The sequence below is a fragment of the Gemmatimonadota bacterium genome (assembly GCA_009838645.1).
GTDB lineage: Bacteria > JAAXHH01 > JAAXHH01 > JAAXHH01 > JAAXHH01 > JAAXHH01.
Window position 1 is genome coordinate 77,095 of sequence record VXRC01000006.1, and the last position, 19,554, is coordinate 96,648.

A 19,554-nucleotide genomic window follows, 5' to 3' on the forward strand; every position below is an offset into this window, starting at 1 on the left:
CAGCCGGCACCCATCATGACACCCACCCACCGCGGCCGAGTTTGTTTCTTCGGCACCTACGAACGCGATTATCCGCGGAACCGGACGCTCGCCGAAGGCCTGAAGCGGGCCGGCTGGCAGGTGCTGGAGTGTCACGTACCCCTCTGGGAGAAGGAACGGGACAAGACCGGCCGGTACCTGGGCCCGTTCTCGCTCGTCCTGCGCGCGGTCGAACTGAAGCTGGCCTACTTCCAACTGCTTCTCAAGTACGTCTTCACGGTCGGGCGCTACGAAGTCATGCTGGTCGGATACATCGGTCATCTCGATATGCCGCTGGCCTGGCTGCTCACCCGGTTTCCGCGCCGGCCCCTCGTCTACAGTCCGTTAATCTCGCTTTACGACACCCTCGTCGATGACCGCCGGTCCGTTGCGGAAGGCACGCTTATGAGCCGCTTTCTGCGCTGGCTGGACCGGCAGACCTGCGCTAAGGCGGACCTCGTGCTGCTCGACACGGAAACCCACATAGACTACTTCGTGCAGGAATTCAACCTGCCGCGGAAGCGGTTTGCCCGGGTTTTCGTCGGGGCCGTGGAACCGGACGGGCCGGAGGGTGTGAACGGAGAGGGAGTGAACGGACCGGATTCATATGAAGACACGCCAGCTGTTGGTACGACCCTGGAGGACGCGCCCGCCGTGGGCACGCGCTCGGTGGACATGCCCGCCGCGGGGGAGCCTGCCATCGGTCCGTACGGTGAAGTCACGCCCGCGGCGGAAACGCCCTTCAGGGTCATGTTCATCGGCAAGTTCATTCCGCTTCACGGCTTGCCGTTCATGCTGGAAGCGGCGAACCGCCTGAAGGACGTACCGGATATCGAATTTCACTTCGTCGGATCGGGTCAACTGACGGACGAAATACACGAAACCGCGCGGAGACTGAACCTGGAGAACGTACGCTTCACGGACTGGATACCCTACGAGCAGTTGCACCGGTTCATGCAGGGATGGGGCGTATGCCTCGGGATTTTTGGCACGTCGGGCAAAGCGGTCCGCGTGATCCCGGGAAAGGTGTTCGTGGCTCTCTCGGCAGGCAAGACGGTCATCACGGCGGACTCACCAGCCATCAGGGAACTGCTTGCCGACGGGGAAAGCGCCATACTGTGCAGGCGCGGAGACCCGGAAGCGCTCGCCTGCGCCATCCGCCGGCTGCACGGGGACCGCGAACTGCTGCGCAGGATCGCCGAGGGCGGAAGCCGCGTCTTTCGCGAGCACGCCTCCACGGAACAGATCGGACGATCCGCGTCTGCTGTGCTGGAGAGACTGGTGACGGGCGGGGTTAGTACATTTCGATAGCACTCGGGTCGTGTTCAACGATCCAGACATGCAATCCATCAACCGTGAATTCGTCCAATTTAAAGGGTTGTTTGACACGTTATTCGACGCGTTGTTTGACAACGAGGTAGATTTCTTCAAACGTATGTTATATAGATACTTATGAGAATCGGTTGAACTGTTTTGACAGACATTTCAACCTTATTTGACAAGTTATTTTACAGCAAATTTGGCAAGTTCGAATGTGGTAAAATCTCTCACAACGTCTTCACCATGACCACGGCGTCTTCGGCAGGATTCGAATAATAGGCCTTCCTTAGCGCTACCGCGTGATATCCCAAGCGGCTGTACATCGACCGGGCCGCCAGGTTCGACTCGCGCACTTCCAGGCTGGAGGAAGTGCACCCCCGTCGGACCGCCTCCTCGAGAAGCCGCAGCATCATCCCGGTTCCGACCCCACGGCGCCGATACCCGGCCGCCACGGCAATGTTGGCGACGTGCACCTGGTCGGCAGCGATCCACCCCACCAGGAAACCCGCGACCGACTCCCCGTCCAACGCGACCAGGGCGACGGAAGTACCCGACATCATTTCATGGTGAAAAGCGGATTCGGACCAGGGCGCCGGATAGCACGCCCGTTCGATTTCCAGGACCTGGGGCACATGTGAACGGTCCATTTTCCGTATGACGAAGGGGTTCGCCTCGGTCATGGGTCATTCAGACGAGGTTTCGGCCCGGCCCGGCGGGCCTGGTGGGTCGGGCGGGCCACTCGGGCCATGCGCGGCAGGGGAAGCACTGGCCGATGGCGGCTGTTCGATCCGGGATGGCGGCTGCCTGGCGAAGTCGGTTTTTCGCAGGTACAGCGGTTCGAGCTTGTTCAGGTCGGACTGCTCGCCCCGCTTGAGTCGGTCCAGGCCGAGAAACGCGGTCGAGGAGGCCATCAGCCGTCCCGCGCCCGCGGGCGGGAAGCAGGCCCGATCACCGAGAATGTTGACGATGTCCGGTCGGTACGCGTCTACACCGCTGCCGACGAGCAATACCTTGTCCTCGATGGAGGCCAACACGTCTTCGAGCGGCCCCACCCGGAATTCGGTTTGCCGCTCGGGCCAACCGCCGGACGTATCGTAGCGGGCTTCGTAGACCTGGCCCCTGCGGGCATCGGTCAGCACGTGGACGGGATACCTGCTGCAGGGCACCTGGAAGGCGATGGCATCGAGCGTAGGCACGGCGGCGACCGGTCGCTTCGTCACGTAGGCAAGGCCCTTGACCAGGCTCAATCCCACCCGCAGCCCGGTATACGAACCGGGTCCGATCGAGATCGCGAAACCTTCCACCTCCGACCACTGAACGTCCAGGTCGCCCATGATGCGTTCCAGCATTCCAGGCAGTTTTTCGGCGTGCACGCCGCCCAACTCCTGGGACGCTTCGGCCATCACCTGGCGGTCCCGGATCACGGCGATCCCGGCGATTGTGGAAGAAGTCTCGAGTCCCACGACGATCATGGGCGATTAATCTCCGTCATTGTCAGTAACGCAGCTTGGTCAACAGCCAGCCGCCGATCAACAGCACGAAGACCGGGGCCAGGTCGATCCGAACGTTCGTCTTCGGCACGGGGATGGGTGGTATGATCCGTCTGAAGGGCAACAGGACCGGCTCCGTGAGCCACGTCAGAAAACGTACGAGCGGAGAGGCCGGATCCGGATTGAACCAGGACATGACCGCGCGGACGATGATGAGGACCAGGTATATCCGTAGTATCTGGATCAGGATCATGATAATGGCGTATCAGACGAATTTCGCTGCGCTCCGAGTGCATGGGAACTTTACCGACCAACGTGGGCTTTGTCAACGACGAAGATAGAGGCCAGGACGCCCGGCTTGCCCGCGTCCCGATTCGACGCCGCTGCGGATTCCGACCGACCGGATTTCCAGGCGGGAAGTAACCTCTGGCGTGGCGCGATGCGTCCTTCTATCTTACGGCAGTCTGATGATACCCAGGTGGGTTGCGGCGACACGGTCTCGCGGTGCTCCATGACGCGGATGCAGATGTCCGGCACCGTGATCCGGAGGCCGGAAAGCGTTGCCGGAACACCGATTGGAAAAGGAATCACATGGCGGACATCCGCGTGGATGAGAATAAACTTCGGGCTTTAACGGCGGCGGTCTTCGAGCAGGTCGGCCTGACGCCTGAAGACGCGGCCATCGAAGCCGAAGTGCTGGTATGGGCGAACCTGCGCGGAGTGGACTCCCACGGTGTCCAGCGGGTCAACGGATATGTCCATGCGGTGGAAGCCGGACACTACAATACCCGGCCGGACATCCGGATCGAACGGGAGACGCCCGCCACAATGCTCATCGAGGCCGATTGCGCCTTCGGCCCGGTGGTCACGACCTATGCCATGAAGCAGGCCATCGAGAAGGCCCGCGGGGCGGGCATCGGATGGGTGCTGGTCCGCAACACGACCCACCAGGGCGCCATGGCTTACTACGCACAGATGGCCGCCCGGGAGAACATGGCCGGCATCGCTTCCGTCTGCAATCCCCCGAACATGGCCCCGCCGGGCGCGCGGGCGCCGGGGGTGCACAACAGTCCGATCGCCATCGCCGTGCCGGGCAGCAACGGCCGAGCCATCTCCCTGGACATGGCCACGAGCGTGGCCGCTTTCGGCAAGCTGGACGTGGCCGTGGACCGGGGCGAGTCCATCCCCGACACGTGGGCGCTGGACGGCGACGGACATCCGACTACGGACCCCCGCAAGGCCCGGTTTCTGCAGCCCGCGGCCGGCTACAAGGGCTATGGGCTGGCCCTTATCTTCGAGTGCCTGTCGAGCCTGATGGTCGGCAATCCCCTGTTGACGGCCGCCATCTCGGGACGCGGCGCAAGGCCCGGCGCGCAGAACAGCTTCATCGGCGCCATCGATATCGCGGCGTTCACCGATCCGGACACCTACCGCACGCAGATCGATGAGCTCGTCTCGGCCATGAAGAGCCTGCCCCGTGTCGATGGGGTCGACGAACTCTTCGTACCGGGAGAGCCGGAGGAACTCGTCCTTCGGGAGCGTATCGAGGACGGGATTCCCCTGCCCGCCGGTACCCGGGACAAGCTCATCGAGGTCGCGGAGAAATTCGGGCTGGAAGTGCCCTGGAAGGCTTAGGCGGACGTGAATGTCCGGGATGGCGGTTCGTGAACGTTAATGCCCGGAGCGTCAAGGGATTGGAACACTCTGGAGATCAAACGCATGACCAGTGACTGGGGTTATTCGGAGGAAGGATTGAAACACTACACCGCGTGCCGGACCATCGGTCCCATCGTGGTGGACGGGCGGCTCGACGAGCCTTCGTGGCAGCACGCGGTCCGTTCGCCGCGCTTCGAGGACCTGGAGGAGCCGGACCGGCCGGCGCTGTTCGACACGCGGGCCGCGGTGCTCTGGGACGACGACTACCTGTACGTGGGTTTCTGGGTGGAGGACCCCGACGTGCGGGCGACGTACACGGAGCGCGATTCCATGATCTGCGAGGAAAACGACGTGGAAGTCTTCATCACCGGGAAAGACAGTTACTATGAATTCGAACTGAACCCCCTGGGAACCATCATGGAACGGTTCTACGTGTGGCAGAACGCCTATGTGGAGGGCGGATTCGACGCGCATCCCGAGTTCGACCTGCAGGGCACCGACCTGGTGGATACGCTTGGGGGAATCAAGACCGGCCACGCCCATCCGCGCGGCCGCCGCTGGGCGTTCCGCCAATGGGACCTGCCTGGTTTGAAGTGGGCGGTGCACGTGGACGGCACCATCAACGACCCAACCGACCGGGACCGGGGATGGACGGCCGAGATCGCCTTCCCATGGCAGGGACTGAAGCATCTCGCGGACGGGCGTTCGCTCCCGGCCCGGGAAGGGGATGTCTGGCGCATGGATTTCTCGCGGTTCCATTGGATCGACGAAGGCGGATTCAGGACGTGTCCGGGATGGGCCTGGAACAGCCACGGGATCTACGATTCGCACATCCCTGATCGTTTCAGCGTGATCCATTTCTCCGAGAAAGCTGTGGGTGGGAGCGAGCGGCGAGCGACGGGCGGCGAACCTGAGGCGACGAGCGGCGAAACGAGTAGTCACGAAGCGCAGGCGGGCGTGATCGGCAGCGGTCATCCCACGACGGTAACCCGGACCCGGCAGGCCGAACAGGCCGAACAGACTCTACGATACAGGTGCAAAAGGACGCGGGACGACCTGGTCGTAGACGGCGACCTGGCCGAGGAAACGTGGGCGCTGGCGGAGCGATCTGCGCTGTTCAGCGATCACACGGGCGCCCGTGCGCTGTTCGATACCACGGCGGCCATGGCCTGGGACGACCAGGGCCTCTACATCGGGTTCTGGCTGGAGGATCGCGATATTCAGGCCACCCAGGCAAAACCCGCTCACGAGGTACGGGAGGACAGCCACGTGGGCGTGCTCATCACCGGTCCCGGTGCGTACTACGATCTGGCCGTGAATCCGCTGGGCGCCACTTCGGAGATGTGCTACATCTGGAAGGAAGCCTACCGGGATGACGACCGGTTTCACGTGCCGGAATTCGACCTGGCGGTCCACCGGCCCGAGGTGCTTGGGGGTCACACGCGGACTGACATAAGCGCCATGCGCTGGGCCTTTTCGGATTGGCGCATGCCCGGGTTGCGGGCCGGGGTTAGAGTGGATGGCGAACCGGGCAGAAGACACCGGGTCGATCGGGGCTGGACCGTGGAGTTGGCCCTGCCGTGGGCAGGCTTGAAATGGCTGGCCGATGGGCAGGACGCCGAGTTGGCCGATGGACAGGTCGGTGGACAGATCTATGAGCAGACCGCCGCCCCCGTTCCGGGAGACATATGGAGGATCAGCCTGGTACGGCGGCAGGTGATCGACCAGCGCGGCCAACGCTGGCAGGCCACGTGGACGTGGCAACCGCTTGTCCTGGTAGACGGCCGGATGCCCGAAACCCACCTGGAACTGGAATTGGTCAGTTCCGGCGCATGAACCCCGAGAAGAAGTCGTTGCCCTTGTCGTCCACCACGATGAAGGCGGGGAATTTCTCCACCTGGATGCGCCAGATGGCCTCCATGCCCAGTTCGGGGTACTCCACCATGGACACCTCCCGGATGGAGTCCTTCGCCAGCCGGGCGGCCGGCCCTCCGATGGACCCGAGATAGAACCCGCCGTGCTTCTTGCAGGCGTTGGTGACCTGGACGGACCGGTTGCCCTTGGCGAGCATGACCATGCTGCCGCCGGCCGCCTGGAACTGGTCCACGTAGGTGTCCATGCGACCCGCCGTCGTCGGCCCGAAGGACCCCGAAGCGTACCCTTCCGGCGTCTTGGCCGGCCCCGCGTAGTAGACGCACAGGTCCTTGAAGTACTGCGGCAGGTCCTCGCCGCCGTCGAGCCGCTCCTTGAGCCGGGCATGGGCGATGTCCCGGGCGACGATCATGGGACCCGTCAGGGAAAGGCGCGTGGCGACCGGGTAGCTGCTGAGGGTGGCACGGATCTCGGACATGGGCCGGTTCAGGTCGATTTCCACCACATCGCCGTCCAGGGTCTCGTCCGCGATCTCCGGCAGGTACTTGGACGGCTCGGTTTCCAGCTGTTCCAGGAAGATGCCGTCCCGGGTGATCTTCGACAGGATCTGCCGGTCGGCGGCGCAGGAAACGGCAATGCCCACCGGACACGACGCGCCGTGCCGCGGCATGCGGACCACCCGCACGTCGTGGCAGAAATATTTCCCGCCGAACTGCGCGCCGATGCCGATTTCCTGGCTCATCTTCAGCACCCTCGCTTCCATGTCGAGGTCGCGGAAGGCCTGTCCGTACTCGTTGCCCTCGGTCGGCAGGGTGTCCAGGAAGCGCGCGCTCGCCAGCTTGGCCGTTTTCAGCGTGTATTCAGCCGAGGTGCCGCCCACCACGATGGCGAGGTGGTACGGCGGACAGGCCGCCGTGCCGAGGATGCGCAGTTTCTCGTCGACGAATTCGAGGAACCGTTCCTCGTTCAGCAGCGCCCGGGTCTCCTGGAAGAGGAGGCTCTTGTTCGCCGATCCCCCGCCCTTGGTCATGAACATCAGCTTGTACTCGTCGCCCCGGTCCGCGTAGATCTCGATCTGGGCGGGCAGGTTGGTCCGCGTGTTCGACTCCGTGAACATATCGAGGGGCGCCTGCTGGCTGTACCGCAGGTTGGTGCCGAGGAAGGCGTTCATGGTACCCTGCGAGAGGGCGGACTCATCGTCGCCTTCCGTCCAGACGCGGTTGCCCTTCTTGCCGGTTACGATGATCGTCCCCGTGTCCTGGCACATGGGCAGGATGCCGCCGGCGGAGATGTTGGCGTTCTTCAGCATCTCCATGGCGACGAAACGGTCGTTGTCGGACGCTTCCGGATCGTCGAGGATCTTGCGCAGCTGGGCGAGGTGTTCCGGACGCAGCAGGTGGGAACTGTCGCGGATGGCCTGGTCCGCGAGCAGGATCAGGCCATCCGTGTCGACCTTGAGGATGTCCCTGCCTTCGAAGGTGCCCGATGAGACGTGATCGCTGGTGAGCAGACGGTACGGCGTCGCGTCCTCCCCCAGGGGCAGGAGCTCGCGATGGACATAGTCGTTCAAGCCGGACGTCTCCTTACACGAAACGTACGTCGACGGTTTCGAAGCAGGTGCGGTGGGCGTCGCATTCCGCCGGTCCCACGACCTTGTCATCGGGACCGATGCCCGACACGGAGCGGACGCACCAGAAAGAACGGCCGGGTTTTTCTTCGGTAAGGGTCGTGTCGTTCTTCTCCGCTGTGTAGAACGATTTCGTCCTCAGGTACCGGCATACGGGTTGTGCCATGATAGACTCCTTGCTTGCGGCGCTGCGCAGCCCTGCCTACGCCGCCAGGGCCTGAACGGCCTGTTTCACGAGGTTCTTCGCGATCTCCACCTTGTAACCGTTGTGCGGCATGGGCGCGGCGTCTTCCACCGCGGCCTCCGCGGCGCTTTCCGCCCGGGCTTCCGTGATCCTGCGGCCCCTTAGGTAATCTTCGGCCTCGACGGCACGCCACGGAATGGGCGCCACGCCGCCCAGCACGAGGCTGGCCCGTTCGCAGGTCCCGTTCACCGTGGTCATCTGCGCGGCCAGGCTGACGAGGGCGAAATCGATGGATTCCCGCTCCCGCACCTTGAGGAACATGCCCCTGCTGTTGGCCTCCGGTTTCGGAATCGTGATTTCCGTCACGATCTCGTTGGGCCGGAGGATGTTCTCCCGCCGGATGTTCATTTCGGGCATGGTGAAGAAATCGTCCAGGACGACTTCGTTCGCGCCGCGGGGGCCATGGATGTTCACCGTGGCACCCAGGGCCATGAGCGCCGGGGCCGCGTCGGAGGGATGGACGATGTAACTCGGTCCGGACCCGAAGATCGCGTGGTAGGTATTGACCCCGCCCACCGCGTAGCACCGTGCACCGCCCTTCTTGAGGCACGGAAAGTCCTCGCTGCGGTAATACCAGCACCGCGGCCGCTGCAGGATGTTCCCGGCCAGTGTGGCCATGTTGCGGATCTGCGGCGAGGCGATGACGGATACCGCCTGGTGCAGCACCGGCAAATCCTGCGACACGGCGCCGTGGTCCAATACTTCCGTCAGCGTGGTCAGCGCGCCGATACGCATCCCGGCGTCATCCTGCCGGATGTAGTCCAGCCCCTCGATGGACTTGAGGTTGACCACGCGTTTCGGAACGGCGGCGTAGTCCTTCATCTCACCGACCAGGTCTGTACCGCCCGCCATGACCACCGCGTCGTCCCAGCTACGGCCCAGAAGGGAAGGCACCTGCTCTATCGACGTCGCATTGACGTAGGAAAAGTTCTGCATGGATCAGCCCTCCTTCACTGCGGCCAGCGCGCTGAGCACTTTGTCGGGGGTGAACGGCATTTCCCGTATCCGGGCGCCGCAGGCGTTGTAGATGGCGTTGGCGATGGAGGCGGGGGTCGGGATCGTCGCGGGTTCGCCGATGCCGATGACGCCTCGTTCCGGTTCGTCGTACCTGAGGATTTCGATTTCAGGGATGTCCATGGAGCCCATGACCTTGTAGTCTTCCAGGTTTGCGTTGACCATGTAGCCCGTCGCGGGGTCCATGATGCGGTTCTCGTACATGCCGTAACCGATGCCCATCAGGACGCCGCCGTTTACCTGGCTTGCCCAGGTGAGCGGGTTCAGGATCATGCCGCTGTTGTGGACGGCCACGACCCGGTCGACCTTTACCAGGCCGGTTTCGGTGTCGACGCTGACCTCGACGAAGTGCACGCCGGGCACGCCGCTGTCCGAGTAACCGGGCAGCCACTGGCCGTGGAAGAAGATGGGCTCGTCCCCGAGCTGGGCCGCCGCCTGCTGCCAGGTCATGCTCCTGGAAGGATCGCTGCCCACGAACACGTTGCCGTCCGAGGCTACGAGTTCACCCGGTTCCACGCCGAAGTTGGGCGCGATCTTCTTGAACAGTTCGAGTTTCGCCAGCATCGTCGTACCCTTGATGGCGGGCGATACCGACGCGGCTGTGGTGCTTCCGCCGCTTCCGCCCGAATAAGGGTAGTTCGTGTCGCCGATGCCGACGGTAATATCCTCTATCTTCAACCCGAACTCTTCCGCCGCGACCATGTGCACCAGGGTGAGCGTCCCGGTACCGATGTCCTGCGTGCCGCACTTCACGTGCACGCTCCCATCGGGATTGATGGTACACTCGGCCTGCGTCCTTCCGCCGCCGCCGCCCCACCGGCACGATCCCACGCCCATGCCGGTCTTGATCCGGCCGGTCTGGGAATTGGGCGTGGCGCTCCGGCGGGTCTTCCAACCGATGTGCTCCGCGCCCATGGCCACCATGTTGCGCCGCGCTTCATCCGGGTCGTTCATCTGGCGGATGTCGATGGGGTCCATACCCAGCGCCTCGGCCATCTCGTCCATCATGGATTCCATGGCGAAGGCCGCCTGGGGGTGTCCCGGCGCGCGCTGGGCGGCCATAGGCCCGGCGTTGGTGAACACGCTCGTCTGTTCGATGCGGTAGTTGGGGATCTCGTAGAGGTACGGCGCTCCGGGAATGTTGGCGCTGCCGGCGACGCCGGGCGTACCGTAGTTGGACCGCTCGTAGGCGACCAGCTTGCCGTCGCTCGTCGCGCCCAGCTTCACGTGCTGCACGGCGGAGGGCCGGTTCCCGGTGGAAAGGTGCTCTTCCTTGCGCGTCAGCATCAGCTTCACGGGCGCTCCGGCCTTCCGGGCGAGCAGGGCGCAGATCACGCCTTCCTTGCGGGCGCCGAACTTGGCGCCGAACCCGCCGCCCATGAACTCCGTAATCACGCGGACGTTCGTTTCGGGGATTCCGAAATGCCCGGCCAGTTCGCCGCGCACGCTGAATACGCCCTGGGTGGAGGCCCAGACCGTCAGCTTGTCGCCTTCCCACTGGCACACGTTGCCGTGGGTCTCCAGCGCGATGTGGGACTGCACCTGGCACCGGTAGGAGGCCTCGAGGGTCACGTCGGCCTGGGCGAATCCCGCGGCGATGTCGCCCTGCTCGCCGACCCTGGGCTCGCCTACGTTACCGCGGTCGCTGTGCACCTGGGCCGCGTCCGGGTCCCGCGCCGCGTCTTCGTCCACGACGAAGGGCAGCACCTCGTAATCCACGTCGATGGCGTGGAGCGCGTCTTCAGCGACCTCCGGCGTCGTTGCCGCGACGGCCGCTATTTCCTGTCCGGCGAACCGGCACTCCCGTGAGAAGACCTCGGGGTCGTCGTTGGGAAGCACCACCACACTCACGCCGGGCAGCGCCATCGCCCGGGTGGCGTCGATGCGGTTGATCCGGGCGCGGGGGTGGGCCGATCGCAGGATGCGACCGTAGAGCAGGCCGGGCAACTTGATGTCGGCGGTGTACTTGGCGCGGCCGGTGACTTTGTCGACCGCGTCCACGCGGGTGTGGGGCTTGTTGACATAGGTGTTCTTCGAAAGGTCTCCCCAGCCGCCTTCGCCGGTATCGGGGACCTGAATTTCGATTTCTCTGGGTTCACCGTCTTCCTGGATGGTGATCGTGACCGTCTTCATCTTCTGCTGCATCGGCTCACCCTCCCTTCCGCATCTTTTCGGCGGCGCTCATCACGGCCTCGAACACGTGGGGATAGGTGCCGCAGCGACAGATGTTGCCGGACAGACCTTCCCGGACCTCGTCCGGCGTCGGGTTGTCGTTGGCGTCCAGCAACGACTTGGAGGACATCAGGAACCCCGGCGTGCAGAATCCGCACATCAGGGCGTCCTTCTCGACGAAGGCTTCCTGGATGGGATGCAGACTGTCGCCGTCCGCCATGCCTTCCACGGTCTCGATTTTCCTGCCCTGGGCGTCCATGGCCAGCGTCATGCAGCTGAAGACGAGCTTGCCGTCCATCTCCACGGTGCAGGCCCCGCACTCGCCCTTGTCGCAGACCACTTTGGGACCGGTGATCTCCAGCCTGTCCCGCAGCGCGTCGGCCAGGGTCGTGCGCGCTTCCACCTCGACGTTGTGCGACTGGCCGTTCACGTCGAGCGATATGGTCGCCGACATGACGCCCTCGGCTTCCTGGGCGGCCGCCGTCCCGGCTTCAGAAACCAGGATGGCCGGCGCTACGGCTGCCGTCACCGCACCTGCGCCCGCGCCCTTGAGAAAACCACGGCGCGTGAACCGGGTCCCCGATTTCGTTTCGGAATGGGACGATTCATCGGGCCTGGCTTCATCGTGTCGATCAGCCATAGGACCTCCTCTTCTACGTATTTATGCCATCAAATCAAAGCCATCCGAACTGACGGAGTGCTAACGACAGAACCAGGCTGGCGAGTAATCACGAGAACTGGAACCGGCAATACCGGTGTTCTGTGGTAAACGGGTTGGGAACCACCCTGTGAATATGGAAGTCGGTCCGGTCGCCGTCAAGACCTTTCACTAATGGTTATACAGGGAACGAAGGCGTTGTCGTCAAACAAAACCGGGTACGCGTTTTCACTTGCGATTTCGGCCTGTGTGCCCTTAGATTCAGGGGGAGTGCGACGGTAACGTGAATGGGGATGATGTTTGCCAACCGTCCGGTCCAATCGGCCGGAACAGGGTGCATGACAGTCGGAGAACGGGTATGAAGCGTTACGCATTTGCCGCCATGGCCGGTGCCGCGGTGGGCGCCCTCGTGGGTGCGGAGTTCTACCTTCGCCGGCAGGATCACGCGTACAACAGGGACCGCTGGTTCCACGAGGAATACGACGGCGCCCATCCCTACATCGTGTTTCACAACCGCAGCGGCTGGGAACTGATGCCGGGATACAGCGTGGCCGGCATCCGGATCAACGACTACGGGTTCCGGGGAACGGACTTTACGAGACGGAAGGATCCCGAAGCCGTCCGTATCATGTGTCTCGGCGACTCCTGCACCTTCGGCGCGCCAGGGGACGATTCGCCCTATCCCTACCAGCTGGAACGGCAGCTGGCCCGGATGGACCTGGAGCGCGGTCACCAGGTGATCAACGCCGGCGTGGACGACCACGCGTCCATCAACGCCCAGTTGCGCCTTCCCCGGCTCCTGGCGTTCGAGCCGGACATCCTGATCGTCTACATCGGCTGGAACGACATGTGGCTGGGAAACCCGAAGCACTATCCCGATATGCGCAGGAAGACCCAGTCCTACTGGCACTACGGCAACGGCGGCAACACGGGCCTGAGGCTGCTGGACGAAGCCAAGGAGATCCTGGAACTGAACACACCGCCGCCCATCGGCTCCTTCGACCTCGAGGACTTCCTGCCGGAGAACTACGAGTACAATATGCGCCACCTCATCCGGACGGCGAAGGACGACCGTATCCGTGTCGTTCTGACGACCCTGCCGACGCTCATATCGCGCAACGGCACAGAGATGTCCATGCAAAGCCTCGACAAGATGCGGTATCCGTCCTTTCTGGCCCGGGGAGACCTCGACCGCCTCAGTAAACTCTACGATATCTACGATGCCTCGATCCGCCGGCTGGCCATGGAAGAGGATACGGACCTCATCGATCTCAACGCCGCTTTTACCGGGATGGACGGAGAACGCGAACGGTACTTCGCCGATACCTGGCATCCCACCATCGAAGGCAGCGAGGTCATCGCGCAGGCGCTGGCCCAGGGCCTGCGGGACCGCGACATCGTAGGATAGCCCAGAACCTAATTGAAGCAGGTACTGAAATACACGGTCTTCCCCACGCCGCTCGGCCCCATGTACGCGGCGGCCAGTGAAGCGGGCGTATGCCGGGTTACCTCCGGTGTCACGGACGAGGCATTCGCGACGGACATGCTGAACCGCTTCGACGCGCAACTCGCCTTCGTCCCTGACGACGGGTTGCTTGCCGCGGTCGAAGACCAGATCACGCGGTATTTCGAAGGAAAGCTGAGAGATTTCGACCTCCCGGTGGATTTCCTGCGGGGCACGTCCTTTACCCGGCAGGTCTGGACCGCGCAACAGGCCATTCCATACGGGCAGTGGCGTTCCTACAAGTGGGTGGCCGAGCAGGTGCGCAGGCCCCGGGCCGCCCGGGCGGTGGGCCAGGCCAACAGCTGCAACGACATCGGCCTCCTGGTGCCCTGCCACCGCGTGATCACCAGCGACGGACGCCTGGGAGGCTACGGCGGCCGGCCGGAGGTCAAGGCGTTTCTGCTCGACCTGGAAGGTACGGACTACAACCGCTGACCGCCGCGCGATTGCCGTAACGCGCTGCCCGATTTGATCACTGCCCATGCCGCTGGACATTCCCAACCGAGTCTACTTCGCCTACGCCTTCCAGTGCAGATACCGCGAGCAGGCGCCCCGGATCAACGGCGTCCTGGAAGACTGGGATGACGAATACCTCGTACCCGACCTGGGTTTCCTGGAGAACCGGCCGAAAGCCGCGGACGTCTACATGGCCTGGAACGACGAGGGTCTGTACTTCGCCGTGGACGTGCGCAAGCGAAAGCCGGTCCAATCCCACTACGGACGGCACTGGACCGGGGACAGCTTTCAGATCTGGCTGGACACGCGCGACGTGAAGACCGCCAGGCGGGCGGGAAGGTACTGTCACCAGTTCAACTGCCTGCCCACCGGGGGCGGCGACCGCGGGGACCGGCCCGTGGTCAAGCCCTCGCAGGTCGACCGCTCCCGCGAGAATTGGAACATGCCGGAACCGGAAGCGCTTCCCATCGCGTCCCTGATCACGGACCGCGGTTACACCCTGGAGGTGTGCCTCCCGACCGAAACCCTCAGCGGATACGACCCGGAAGAGTTCCCCCGGCTGGGCTTCACCTATTTCCTCAACAATTCGGAGTACCCCGCCCAGTGGTGGAGCGCCGGGCGGGACCTGCGCGTCCACGTGGACCCCAGCACGTGGGGCACGGCGGTGTTAAGCAGGTAGTTGGCGAGAAGAGAAGACAGGATTACTTCATGAGGAAGAGACGATGAGTGACTTGAGCGAATACGTGGCATATCGCAGGGTCAAGGATGCGGAATTTGCCGAGAGATACGATGAAGGATATCAGGAGTTCAAGATCGGCGTACTACTTCGACAGGCGAGAGAGGATGCCGGCCTTACCCAGGAAGAGGTGGCACGCAGGTTGAAAACCAGGAAGTCTGCTATATCCAGGATTGAGAATCATGCGGAAGACATCCGGTTGTCAACCCTGGGAAAGTACGCCAAAGCGATCGGAAAAAAGTTGCAGTTTACGGTGGGATAACGGGCTGTAGGCAATTAAAAACAGCATCAACTCGTTGATGTGGACCCCGCAGCACCCTCCGCCGGCTCGTAATCCAGGTTGGGCGCCAGCCACCGTTCGATGGATTCGACGGTCATCCGCTTGCGTAGGGCGTAGTCCTCCACCTGGTCACGTCCGATTTTCCCCACGTTGAAATAGCGGGCATCGGGATGGCCGAAGTAGAAGCCGGCCACGGACGGCGGCGGGTCCATGGCGTAGCTTTCGGTCAGCGTAACGCCAATTCGTTCCTCGGCCTGCAGCAGGTCGAAGAGCCGGCGTTTTTCGGTGTGATCGGGGCAGGCCGGATACCCCGGCGCCGGCCGGATCCCGCGGTATTTCTCCCGGATCAGGTCTTCTCCGGAGAGGTCCTCGCTTCGTCCGTAACCCCAGGCGCGGCGGGCGCGTTGGTGGGTGTGCTCCGCAAAGGCTTCGGCCAGCCGGTCGGCGAGCGCCTTGACCATGATGGCGCGGTAGTCGTCGTGATCGGTCTCGTACCGCCTGACCAATGCATCTAGACCGATGCCGGCGGTGACCGCGAAGGCGCCGATATAGTCCTCTGTTCCCTCGGGACCTACGAAATCGGAGAGCGCGAGGCAGGGCCCGTCCGCCGAACGGGGCCGCTGCTGGCGCAGCATGGGAAAAGTCGCGAGCACCTCCGACCGCGCGGCGTCATCGAATAGCACAATGTCGTTTCCGGTGGAATGGGCGGGGAAGAACCCCCACGCGGACCGGGCCCGCAACAATCCTCCATCCACGATCTCATCAAGCAGGTTACTTGCGTCTTCAAAGAGCTTCCGCGCCTCCTCGCCAACCTTCTCGTCCTCCAGGAGGGCGGGATAACGTCCCCTTAACTCCCAGGCTCCGAAGAAGGGCGTCCAGTCGATAAAGGGAACGAGTTCATCCAGTGGATAGTCGTCGTCGACGCGGACCCCGGTGAATTCGGGTTCCGAGATGGTCGCTGCAGACCACTCGAGGGTGGGCTGCCGTGTGCTCGACTCGGCGAAAGGTACGAGGGGCGTGCGTGGCGTGCGGCTTTCGTAGGTTTCGCGGATCTTCTTATAGTCCTCCCGGACGCCCCTGGCGTAATCCGGCCTCAAATCGTCGCTGAGGAGGCTGCCCACGACTTCCACGGCCCGGGACGCGTCCGTCACGTGCACGGTCGGTCCATGATAGGCCGGCTCGATCTTGATCGCCGTGTGTCGGCGGCTCGTTGTGGCGCCGCCGATGAGCAGGGGCAGTTCGAAGCCGTTGCGCTCGACCTCGCGGGCCACGTGGATCATCTCGTGGAGGGACGGGGTGATCAGCCCGCTCAATCCGATGAGGTCGACGCCTTCGTCTACGGCCGTACCGATGATCTTCTCCGCCGGTACCATGACGCCCAGGTCGATAATGCGGTAGTTGTTGCATCCCAGGACCACGCCCACGATGTTCTTTCCGATGTCGTGCACGTCCCCTTTCACCGTGGCCAGGAGGATGGTCCCCTGGTACTGTCTCTCCCCACCGTCGCCGTGCTCGGCTTCCATGTACGGCACCAAGTGGGCCACGGCCTTTTTCATGACCCGCGCGCTCTTGACCACCTGGGGCAGGAACATCTTCCCCTCCTGGAAGAGATCGCCGACGATGGACATCCCGGCCATCAGGGGCCCCTCGATGATATGCAGTGGACGGTCGTAGCGCTGCAGGGCCTCGTCCATGTCCGCCTCGACGTGGTCGGCGATACCGCTGACCAGGGCGTGGGAAATGCGTTCTTCCAGGGTGTCGTTGCGCCAGTCCTCGTCCCTGCGCGCCCGTTCGGACGCCTCTCCTTTACGCGATGCCGCGAATTCCAGCAGCCGTTCGGTGGCATCGGGCCGTCGGTTCAGCAGGACGTCTTCCACCATGGCCAGCGTATCGGGTTCGATGTCCTCGTAGATCGCCAGTTGTCCCGCGTTGACGATGCCCATGTCCAGGCCCGCCTGGATGGCGTGGTACAGGAAGGCGGCGTGCATCGCCTCCCGGATATGGTCGTTGCCACGAAAGGAGAAAGAGATGTTGCTCACGCCGCCGCTCACCCGGGCCAGGGGGTGCCGTTCCTTCAGCCGACGGACGGCCTCGATGAAGTTGACGGCGTAGTCGTCGTGTTCCTCGATGCCCGTGGCCACGGTGAGGATATTGGGGTCGAAGATGATATCCGTGGGGTCCATGCCGATCTCTTCGGTGAGGATCCGGTAGGAACGGCTGAGGATCTCCACCTTGCGGTCCGTATCCGTGGCCTGCCCGTCCTCGTCGAAGGCCATCACCACCACGGCGGCGCCGTACCGTTTCGCCACGCGGGCCTGGGTCTTGAAGACCTCCTCGCCCTCCTTCAGGCTGATGGAATTGGCGATGCTCTTGCCCTGCACGCATTTGAGGCCCGCTTCGATAACCGGCCAGCTCGAGCTGTCGATCATGACGGGCGTGGCGGCGATGTCGGGCTCGGAGGCGATCAGGTTCAGGAAGGTGGTCATGGCCCGTTCGCTGTCGAGCAGGCCCTCATCCATGTTCACGTCGATGACGTTCGCCCCGCCCTCGATCTGCTGCCGGGCCACCCCCAGGGCTTCCTCGTATTTCTCCTGCCGGACGAGCCGGGCGAATTTGCGCGAGCCCGTCACATTCGTCCGCTCGCCGATCATGGTGAAGTTGCCGTCGGGACGCACGGTGAAGGTCTCGAGTCCGCTGTACCGGGACAGCGGTTCGCCGGGGTGGGGAACCCGCAGTTTCCCCCGCTGCCTGACGGCCTCCGAGATCGCGGCGATGTGCGCGGGTGTCGTGCCGCAGCATCCACCGACCATGTTGAGCCAGCCTTCTTCGGCGAAGCCTCCCAGCACCTCGGCCATGTGCTCGGGGGTGTCGTCGTAGCCGCCCAGTTCGTTCGGGAGCCCTGCGTTCGGATAGCAGGTCACCGGGAGGTTCGCGATGCCCGACAGCTCTTCGATGTAGGGCCGCAGCTCGGTGGCGCCCAGGGCGCAGTTGATCCCCACGCTATACAGGTCCCCGTGGCGTATGGACGTCCAGCACGCCTCCACGGTCTGGCCCGAAAGCGTGCGGCCACTGGCGTCGACGATGCAGAACGAGGCCATGAGGGGTACGCGGCGCATCCCATGATCGAAGAGGTTGTTAATGGCGAACAAGGCGGCCTTCAGGTTGAGGGTATCGATCTGGGTCTCGACCAGCAGCAGGTCCACGCCGCCGTCCAGCAGTCCACGGACCTGCTCGCCATAGGCGGCGGCCAGTTCGTCAAAGGTAACGGACCGGAAACCCGGATCGCTCACGTCGGAGGCGACGGACGCAGAGCGGGTGGTGGGCCCCAGGGCGCCTGCCACGAATCGCGGTCGATCGGGATCGGCGGCCATGGCGGCCGTGGCGGCCCGTTTCGCGATTTTCGCCGCTGCCACGTTGATGTCGTACACCCGATCCTGCAGGCCATAGTCGGCCTGCGAAATCGCGGTGGCGTTGAAGGTGTTGGTCTCGATGATGTCGGCGCCGGCATCCAGGTACTGCCGGTGGACCTCTTCGATGAGGTCCGGCTGCGAGATCGACAGCAGGTCGAGGTCGCCGCGCAACGAAACGGGGTGGTTCCTGAACGTGTCACCGCGGAAATCGTCCTCGTCGAGCGCATGGCCCTGGAGGACCGACCCCATGGCGCCGTCGATGATGAGGATGCGTTCGGAAAGCAACCGGTCCAGCAGGAGGTGGGTTTCAGTTGTTACGGGATGGAACTGGCTGAAGATCGCGGTCTCCTTCAGGATGTTGTACTTCGCGGGACTTTCGAGTCACGGTCGCTTATGAGTGCCAGGACCGTAACGCCGCCGCGCGCGTTTCCGCTTTAAATCTACGGTAGGTCCGGGGGATCGTCAAGGTCGGAGCGCGTTAAGGTCCGAGGGACCGTCAAGGTCGACGCAATTGATCTTCCCATCCGTTATGCGACGTTGTATCATGACCTCATATCTTGAAATCGACAGGTGTATACGGCGGATCGACAGTCCGATTACTCGACCATCGGAGAAGGAGTGTTCCCATGTCCGACAGAAAAGAAGCAAGTACCACGGCCAGGCCGGAGCTTTCGCGACCCGAACCGGGGTTCGCACGGCCCAGTCCGGGGCTTTCGCGCCGGGGATTCCTGAAAGGCGCCCTGGCGGGAGCCGGTGCGATTTCCTTTGGCAGTTACGAGGCCGTGGCCCAGTTGGTGGGCGGCCCTTCAGTACGTGGCTGGGGGGTGCCCCCGGGCCTGGTGCGCATCGACGCCAACGAGAACGCCCTGGGGCCGTCTCCCCGTGCCGTCGAGGCGGTGCTGTCCCTGGTGACCAGCATCAACCGGTATGGCCAGAACCCGGACCTGCTGGGGAAGCTCGCCCGCCGGCACGGCGTACCCGTGGTGGAATGGACGGACAGTCCCTTCGCCCCGGTACCAGACGCGTGGATCGCGGTGGGCGCCGGGTCGTCGGATCAGCTGGTGGCCATCCGTCACTCTTACGGGTGTCGGTTTTAA

Annotated in this window: 17 protein-coding genes; 8 read left to right on the forward strand and 9 right to left on the reverse strand. The window is 63.6% G+C overall.

Annotation, left to right across the window (positions count from 1 at the left end):
• Positions 1-15 precede the first annotated feature (15 nt).
• On the forward strand, positions 16-1,329 hold the full coding sequence (locus tag F4Y38_02875) for a glycosyltransferase family 4 protein (GenBank protein ID MXY48224.1): 1,314 nt from the start codon (positions 16-18) through the stop codon (positions 1,327-1,329).
• Between the two features lie 236 nt (positions 1,330-1,565).
• Here the strand turns inward: F4Y38_02875 and rimI are convergent, their stop codons facing one another.
• From rimI to F4Y38_02890, 3 genes are read right to left on the reverse strand one after another with little or no spacing between them, the layout of a single operon-like run.
• Positions 1,566-2,018 carry a ribosomal-protein-alanine N-acetyltransferase gene (gene rimI / locus F4Y38_02880; protein ID MXY48225.1) on the reverse strand — a complete coding sequence of 151 codons (453 nt, stop codon included), beginning with the start codon at positions 2,016-2,018 and terminating at the stop codon, positions 1,566-1,568.
• 3 nt (positions 2,019-2,021) lie between these two features.
• On the reverse strand, positions 2,022-2,810 hold the full coding sequence (gene tsaB, locus F4Y38_02885) for a tRNA (adenosine(37)-N6)-threonylcarbamoyltransferase complex dimerization subunit type 1 TsaB (protein ID MXY48226.1): 789 nt from the start codon (positions 2,808-2,810) through the stop codon (positions 2,022-2,024).
• Between the two features lie 22 nt (positions 2,811-2,832).
• The gene (locus F4Y38_02890) at positions 2,833-3,081 is read right to left on the reverse strand and encodes a YggT family protein (protein MXY48227.1); all 249 of its coding nucleotides are present in this window, start codon (positions 3,079-3,081) and stop codon (positions 2,833-2,835) included.
• A 338-nt stretch (positions 3,082-3,419) separates the two neighbouring features.
• Between F4Y38_02890 and F4Y38_02895 the strand changes: the two genes are divergently transcribed.
• The gene (locus tag F4Y38_02895; GenBank protein MXY48228.1) at positions 3,420-4,463 is read left to right on the forward strand and encodes an Ldh family oxidoreductase; all 1,044 of its coding nucleotides are present in this window, start codon (positions 3,420-3,422) and stop codon (positions 4,461-4,463) included.
• A 39-nt stretch (positions 4,464-4,502) separates the two neighbouring features.
• Complete coding sequence (locus tag F4Y38_02900) at positions 4,503-6,320, forward strand: hypothetical protein (protein MXY48229.1); 1,818 nt, start codon at positions 4,503-4,505, stop codon at positions 6,318-6,320.
• Here the strand turns inward: F4Y38_02900 and F4Y38_02905 are convergent.
• Genes F4Y38_02905 through F4Y38_02925 form a run of 5 tightly spaced genes read right to left on the reverse strand, consistent with a single transcriptional unit; the run spans position 6,304 to position 12,053 of the window.
• Positions 6,304-8,016 carry a fumarate hydratase gene (locus F4Y38_02905; protein MXY48230.1) on the reverse strand — a complete coding sequence of 571 codons (1,713 nt, stop codon included), beginning with the start codon at positions 8,014-8,016 and terminating at the stop codon, positions 6,304-6,306. The two genes, F4Y38_02900 and F4Y38_02905, sit on opposite strands and share 17 nt — an antisense overlap.
• Positions 7,940-8,149, reverse strand: a complete 210-nt coding sequence (locus F4Y38_02910; GenBank protein ID MXY48231.1) for a hypothetical protein — start codon at positions 8,147-8,149, stop codon at positions 7,940-7,942. Before F4Y38_02910 ends, F4Y38_02905 begins: the two co-directional genes overlap by 77 nt.
• 36 nt (positions 8,150-8,185) lie before the next feature.
• Positions 8,186-9,163 carry a xanthine dehydrogenase family protein subunit M gene (locus F4Y38_02915; GenBank protein MXY48232.1) on the reverse strand — a complete coding sequence of 326 codons (978 nt, stop codon included), beginning with the start codon at positions 9,161-9,163 and terminating at the stop codon, positions 8,186-8,188.
• A gap of 3 nt (positions 9,164-9,166) precedes the next feature.
• Entirely contained in the window at positions 9,167-11,374 is a 2,208-nt protein-coding gene (locus tag F4Y38_02920; GenBank protein ID MXY48233.1) for a xanthine dehydrogenase family protein molybdopterin-binding subunit, read from the reverse strand.
• A 16-nt stretch (positions 11,375-11,390) separates the two neighbouring features.
• Positions 11,391-12,053, reverse strand: coding sequence for a (2Fe-2S)-binding protein (locus F4Y38_02925; GenBank protein MXY48234.1), 663 nt, complete (start codon positions 12,051-12,053; stop codon positions 11,391-11,393).
• Between the two features lie 376 nt (positions 12,054-12,429).
• Here F4Y38_02925 and F4Y38_02930 point away from each other — a divergent pair, with 376 nt between their 5' ends.
• Genes F4Y38_02930 through F4Y38_02945 form a run of 4 tightly spaced genes read left to right on the forward strand, consistent with a single transcriptional unit; the run spans position 12,430 to position 15,029 of the window.
• A complete protein-coding gene (locus F4Y38_02930; protein MXY48235.1) occupies positions 12,430-13,479 on the forward strand; it encodes a hypothetical protein in 1,050 nt (349 codons plus the stop codon).
• A gap of 12 nt (positions 13,480-13,491) precedes the next feature.
• Positions 13,492-14,010 carry a methylated-DNA--[protein]-cysteine S-methyltransferase gene (locus tag F4Y38_02935; GenBank protein MXY48236.1) on the forward strand — a complete coding sequence of 173 codons (519 nt, stop codon included), beginning with the start codon at positions 13,492-13,494 and terminating at the stop codon, positions 14,008-14,010.
• Positions 14,011-14,056: 46 nt separating this feature from the next.
• Entirely contained in the window at positions 14,057-14,710 is a 654-nt protein-coding gene (locus F4Y38_02940) for a hypothetical protein (GenBank protein ID MXY48237.1), read from the forward strand.
• 43 nt (positions 14,711-14,753) lie between these two features.
• Positions 14,754-15,029: a helix-turn-helix transcriptional regulator gene (locus F4Y38_02945; GenBank protein MXY48238.1), complete on the forward strand. Its 276-nt coding sequence runs from the start codon at positions 14,754-14,756 to the stop codon at positions 15,027-15,029.
• A gap of 26 nt (positions 15,030-15,055) precedes the next feature.
• On the opposite strand, the gene metH is transcribed toward F4Y38_02945, so the two are convergent.
• Entirely contained in the window at positions 15,056-18,796 is a 3,741-nt protein-coding gene (metH, locus tag F4Y38_02950) for a methionine synthase (GenBank protein MXY48239.1), read from the reverse strand.
• 287 nt (positions 18,797-19,083) lie between these two features.
• On the opposite strand from metH, the gene F4Y38_02955 reads away from it, so the two are divergent.
• Positions 19,084-19,554, forward strand: coding sequence for a twin-arginine translocation signal domain-containing protein (locus tag F4Y38_02955; GenBank protein MXY48240.1), 471 nt, complete (start codon positions 19,084-19,086; stop codon positions 19,552-19,554).

Excerpts from the sequence above, each read along its gene's own strand:
- F4Y38_02945 (MXY48238.1), top strand. The coding sequence starts at position 14,754 with ATGAGTGACTTGAGCGAATACGTGGCATATCGCAGGGTCAAGGATGCG.
- F4Y38_02920 (MXY48233.1), bottom strand. The coding sequence starts at position 11,374 with ATGAAGACGGTCACGATCACCATCCAGGAAGACGGTGAACCCAGAGAA.
- F4Y38_02955 (MXY48240.1), top strand. The coding sequence starts at position 19,084 with ATGTCCGACAGAAAAGAAGCAAGTACCACGGCCAGGCCGGAGCTTTCG.
- tsaB (MXY48226.1), bottom strand. The coding sequence starts at position 2,810 with ATGATCGTCGTGGGACTCGAGACTTCTTCCACAATCGCCGGGATCGCC.
- F4Y38_02940 (MXY48237.1), top strand. The coding sequence starts at position 14,057 with ATGCCGCTGGACATTCCCAACCGAGTCTACTTCGCCTACGCCTTCCAG.
- F4Y38_02910 (MXY48231.1), bottom strand. The coding sequence starts at position 8,149 with ATGGCACAACCCGTATGCCGGTACCTGAGGACGAAATCGTTCTACACA.
- F4Y38_02905 (MXY48230.1), bottom strand. The coding sequence starts at position 8,016 with ATGACAAGGTCGTGGGACCGGCGGAATGCGACGCCCACCGCACCTGCT.
- F4Y38_02875 (MXY48224.1), top strand. The coding sequence starts at position 16 with ATGACACCCACCCACCGCGGCCGAGTTTGTTTCTTCGGCACCTACGAA.
- F4Y38_02925 (MXY48234.1), bottom strand. The coding sequence starts at position 12,053 with ATGGCTGATCGACACGATGAAGCCAGGCCCGATGAATCGTCCCATTCC.
- F4Y38_02930 (MXY48235.1), top strand. The coding sequence starts at position 12,430 with ATGAAGCGTTACGCATTTGCCGCCATGGCCGGTGCCGCGGTGGGCGCC.
- rimI (MXY48225.1), bottom strand. The coding sequence starts at position 2,018 with ATGACCGAGGCGAACCCCTTCGTCATACGGAAAATGGACCGTTCACAT.
- F4Y38_02900 (MXY48229.1), top strand. The coding sequence starts at position 4,503 with ATGCCCGGAGCGTCAAGGGATTGGAACACTCTGGAGATCAAACGCATG.
- F4Y38_02895 (MXY48228.1), top strand. The coding sequence starts at position 3,420 with ATGGCGGACATCCGCGTGGATGAGAATAAACTTCGGGCTTTAACGGCG.
- F4Y38_02890 (MXY48227.1), bottom strand. The coding sequence starts at position 3,081 with ATGATCCTGATCCAGATACTACGGATATACCTGGTCCTCATCATCGTC.
- F4Y38_02915 (MXY48232.1), bottom strand. The coding sequence starts at position 9,163 with ATGCAGAACTTTTCCTACGTCAATGCGACGTCGATAGAGCAGGTGCCT.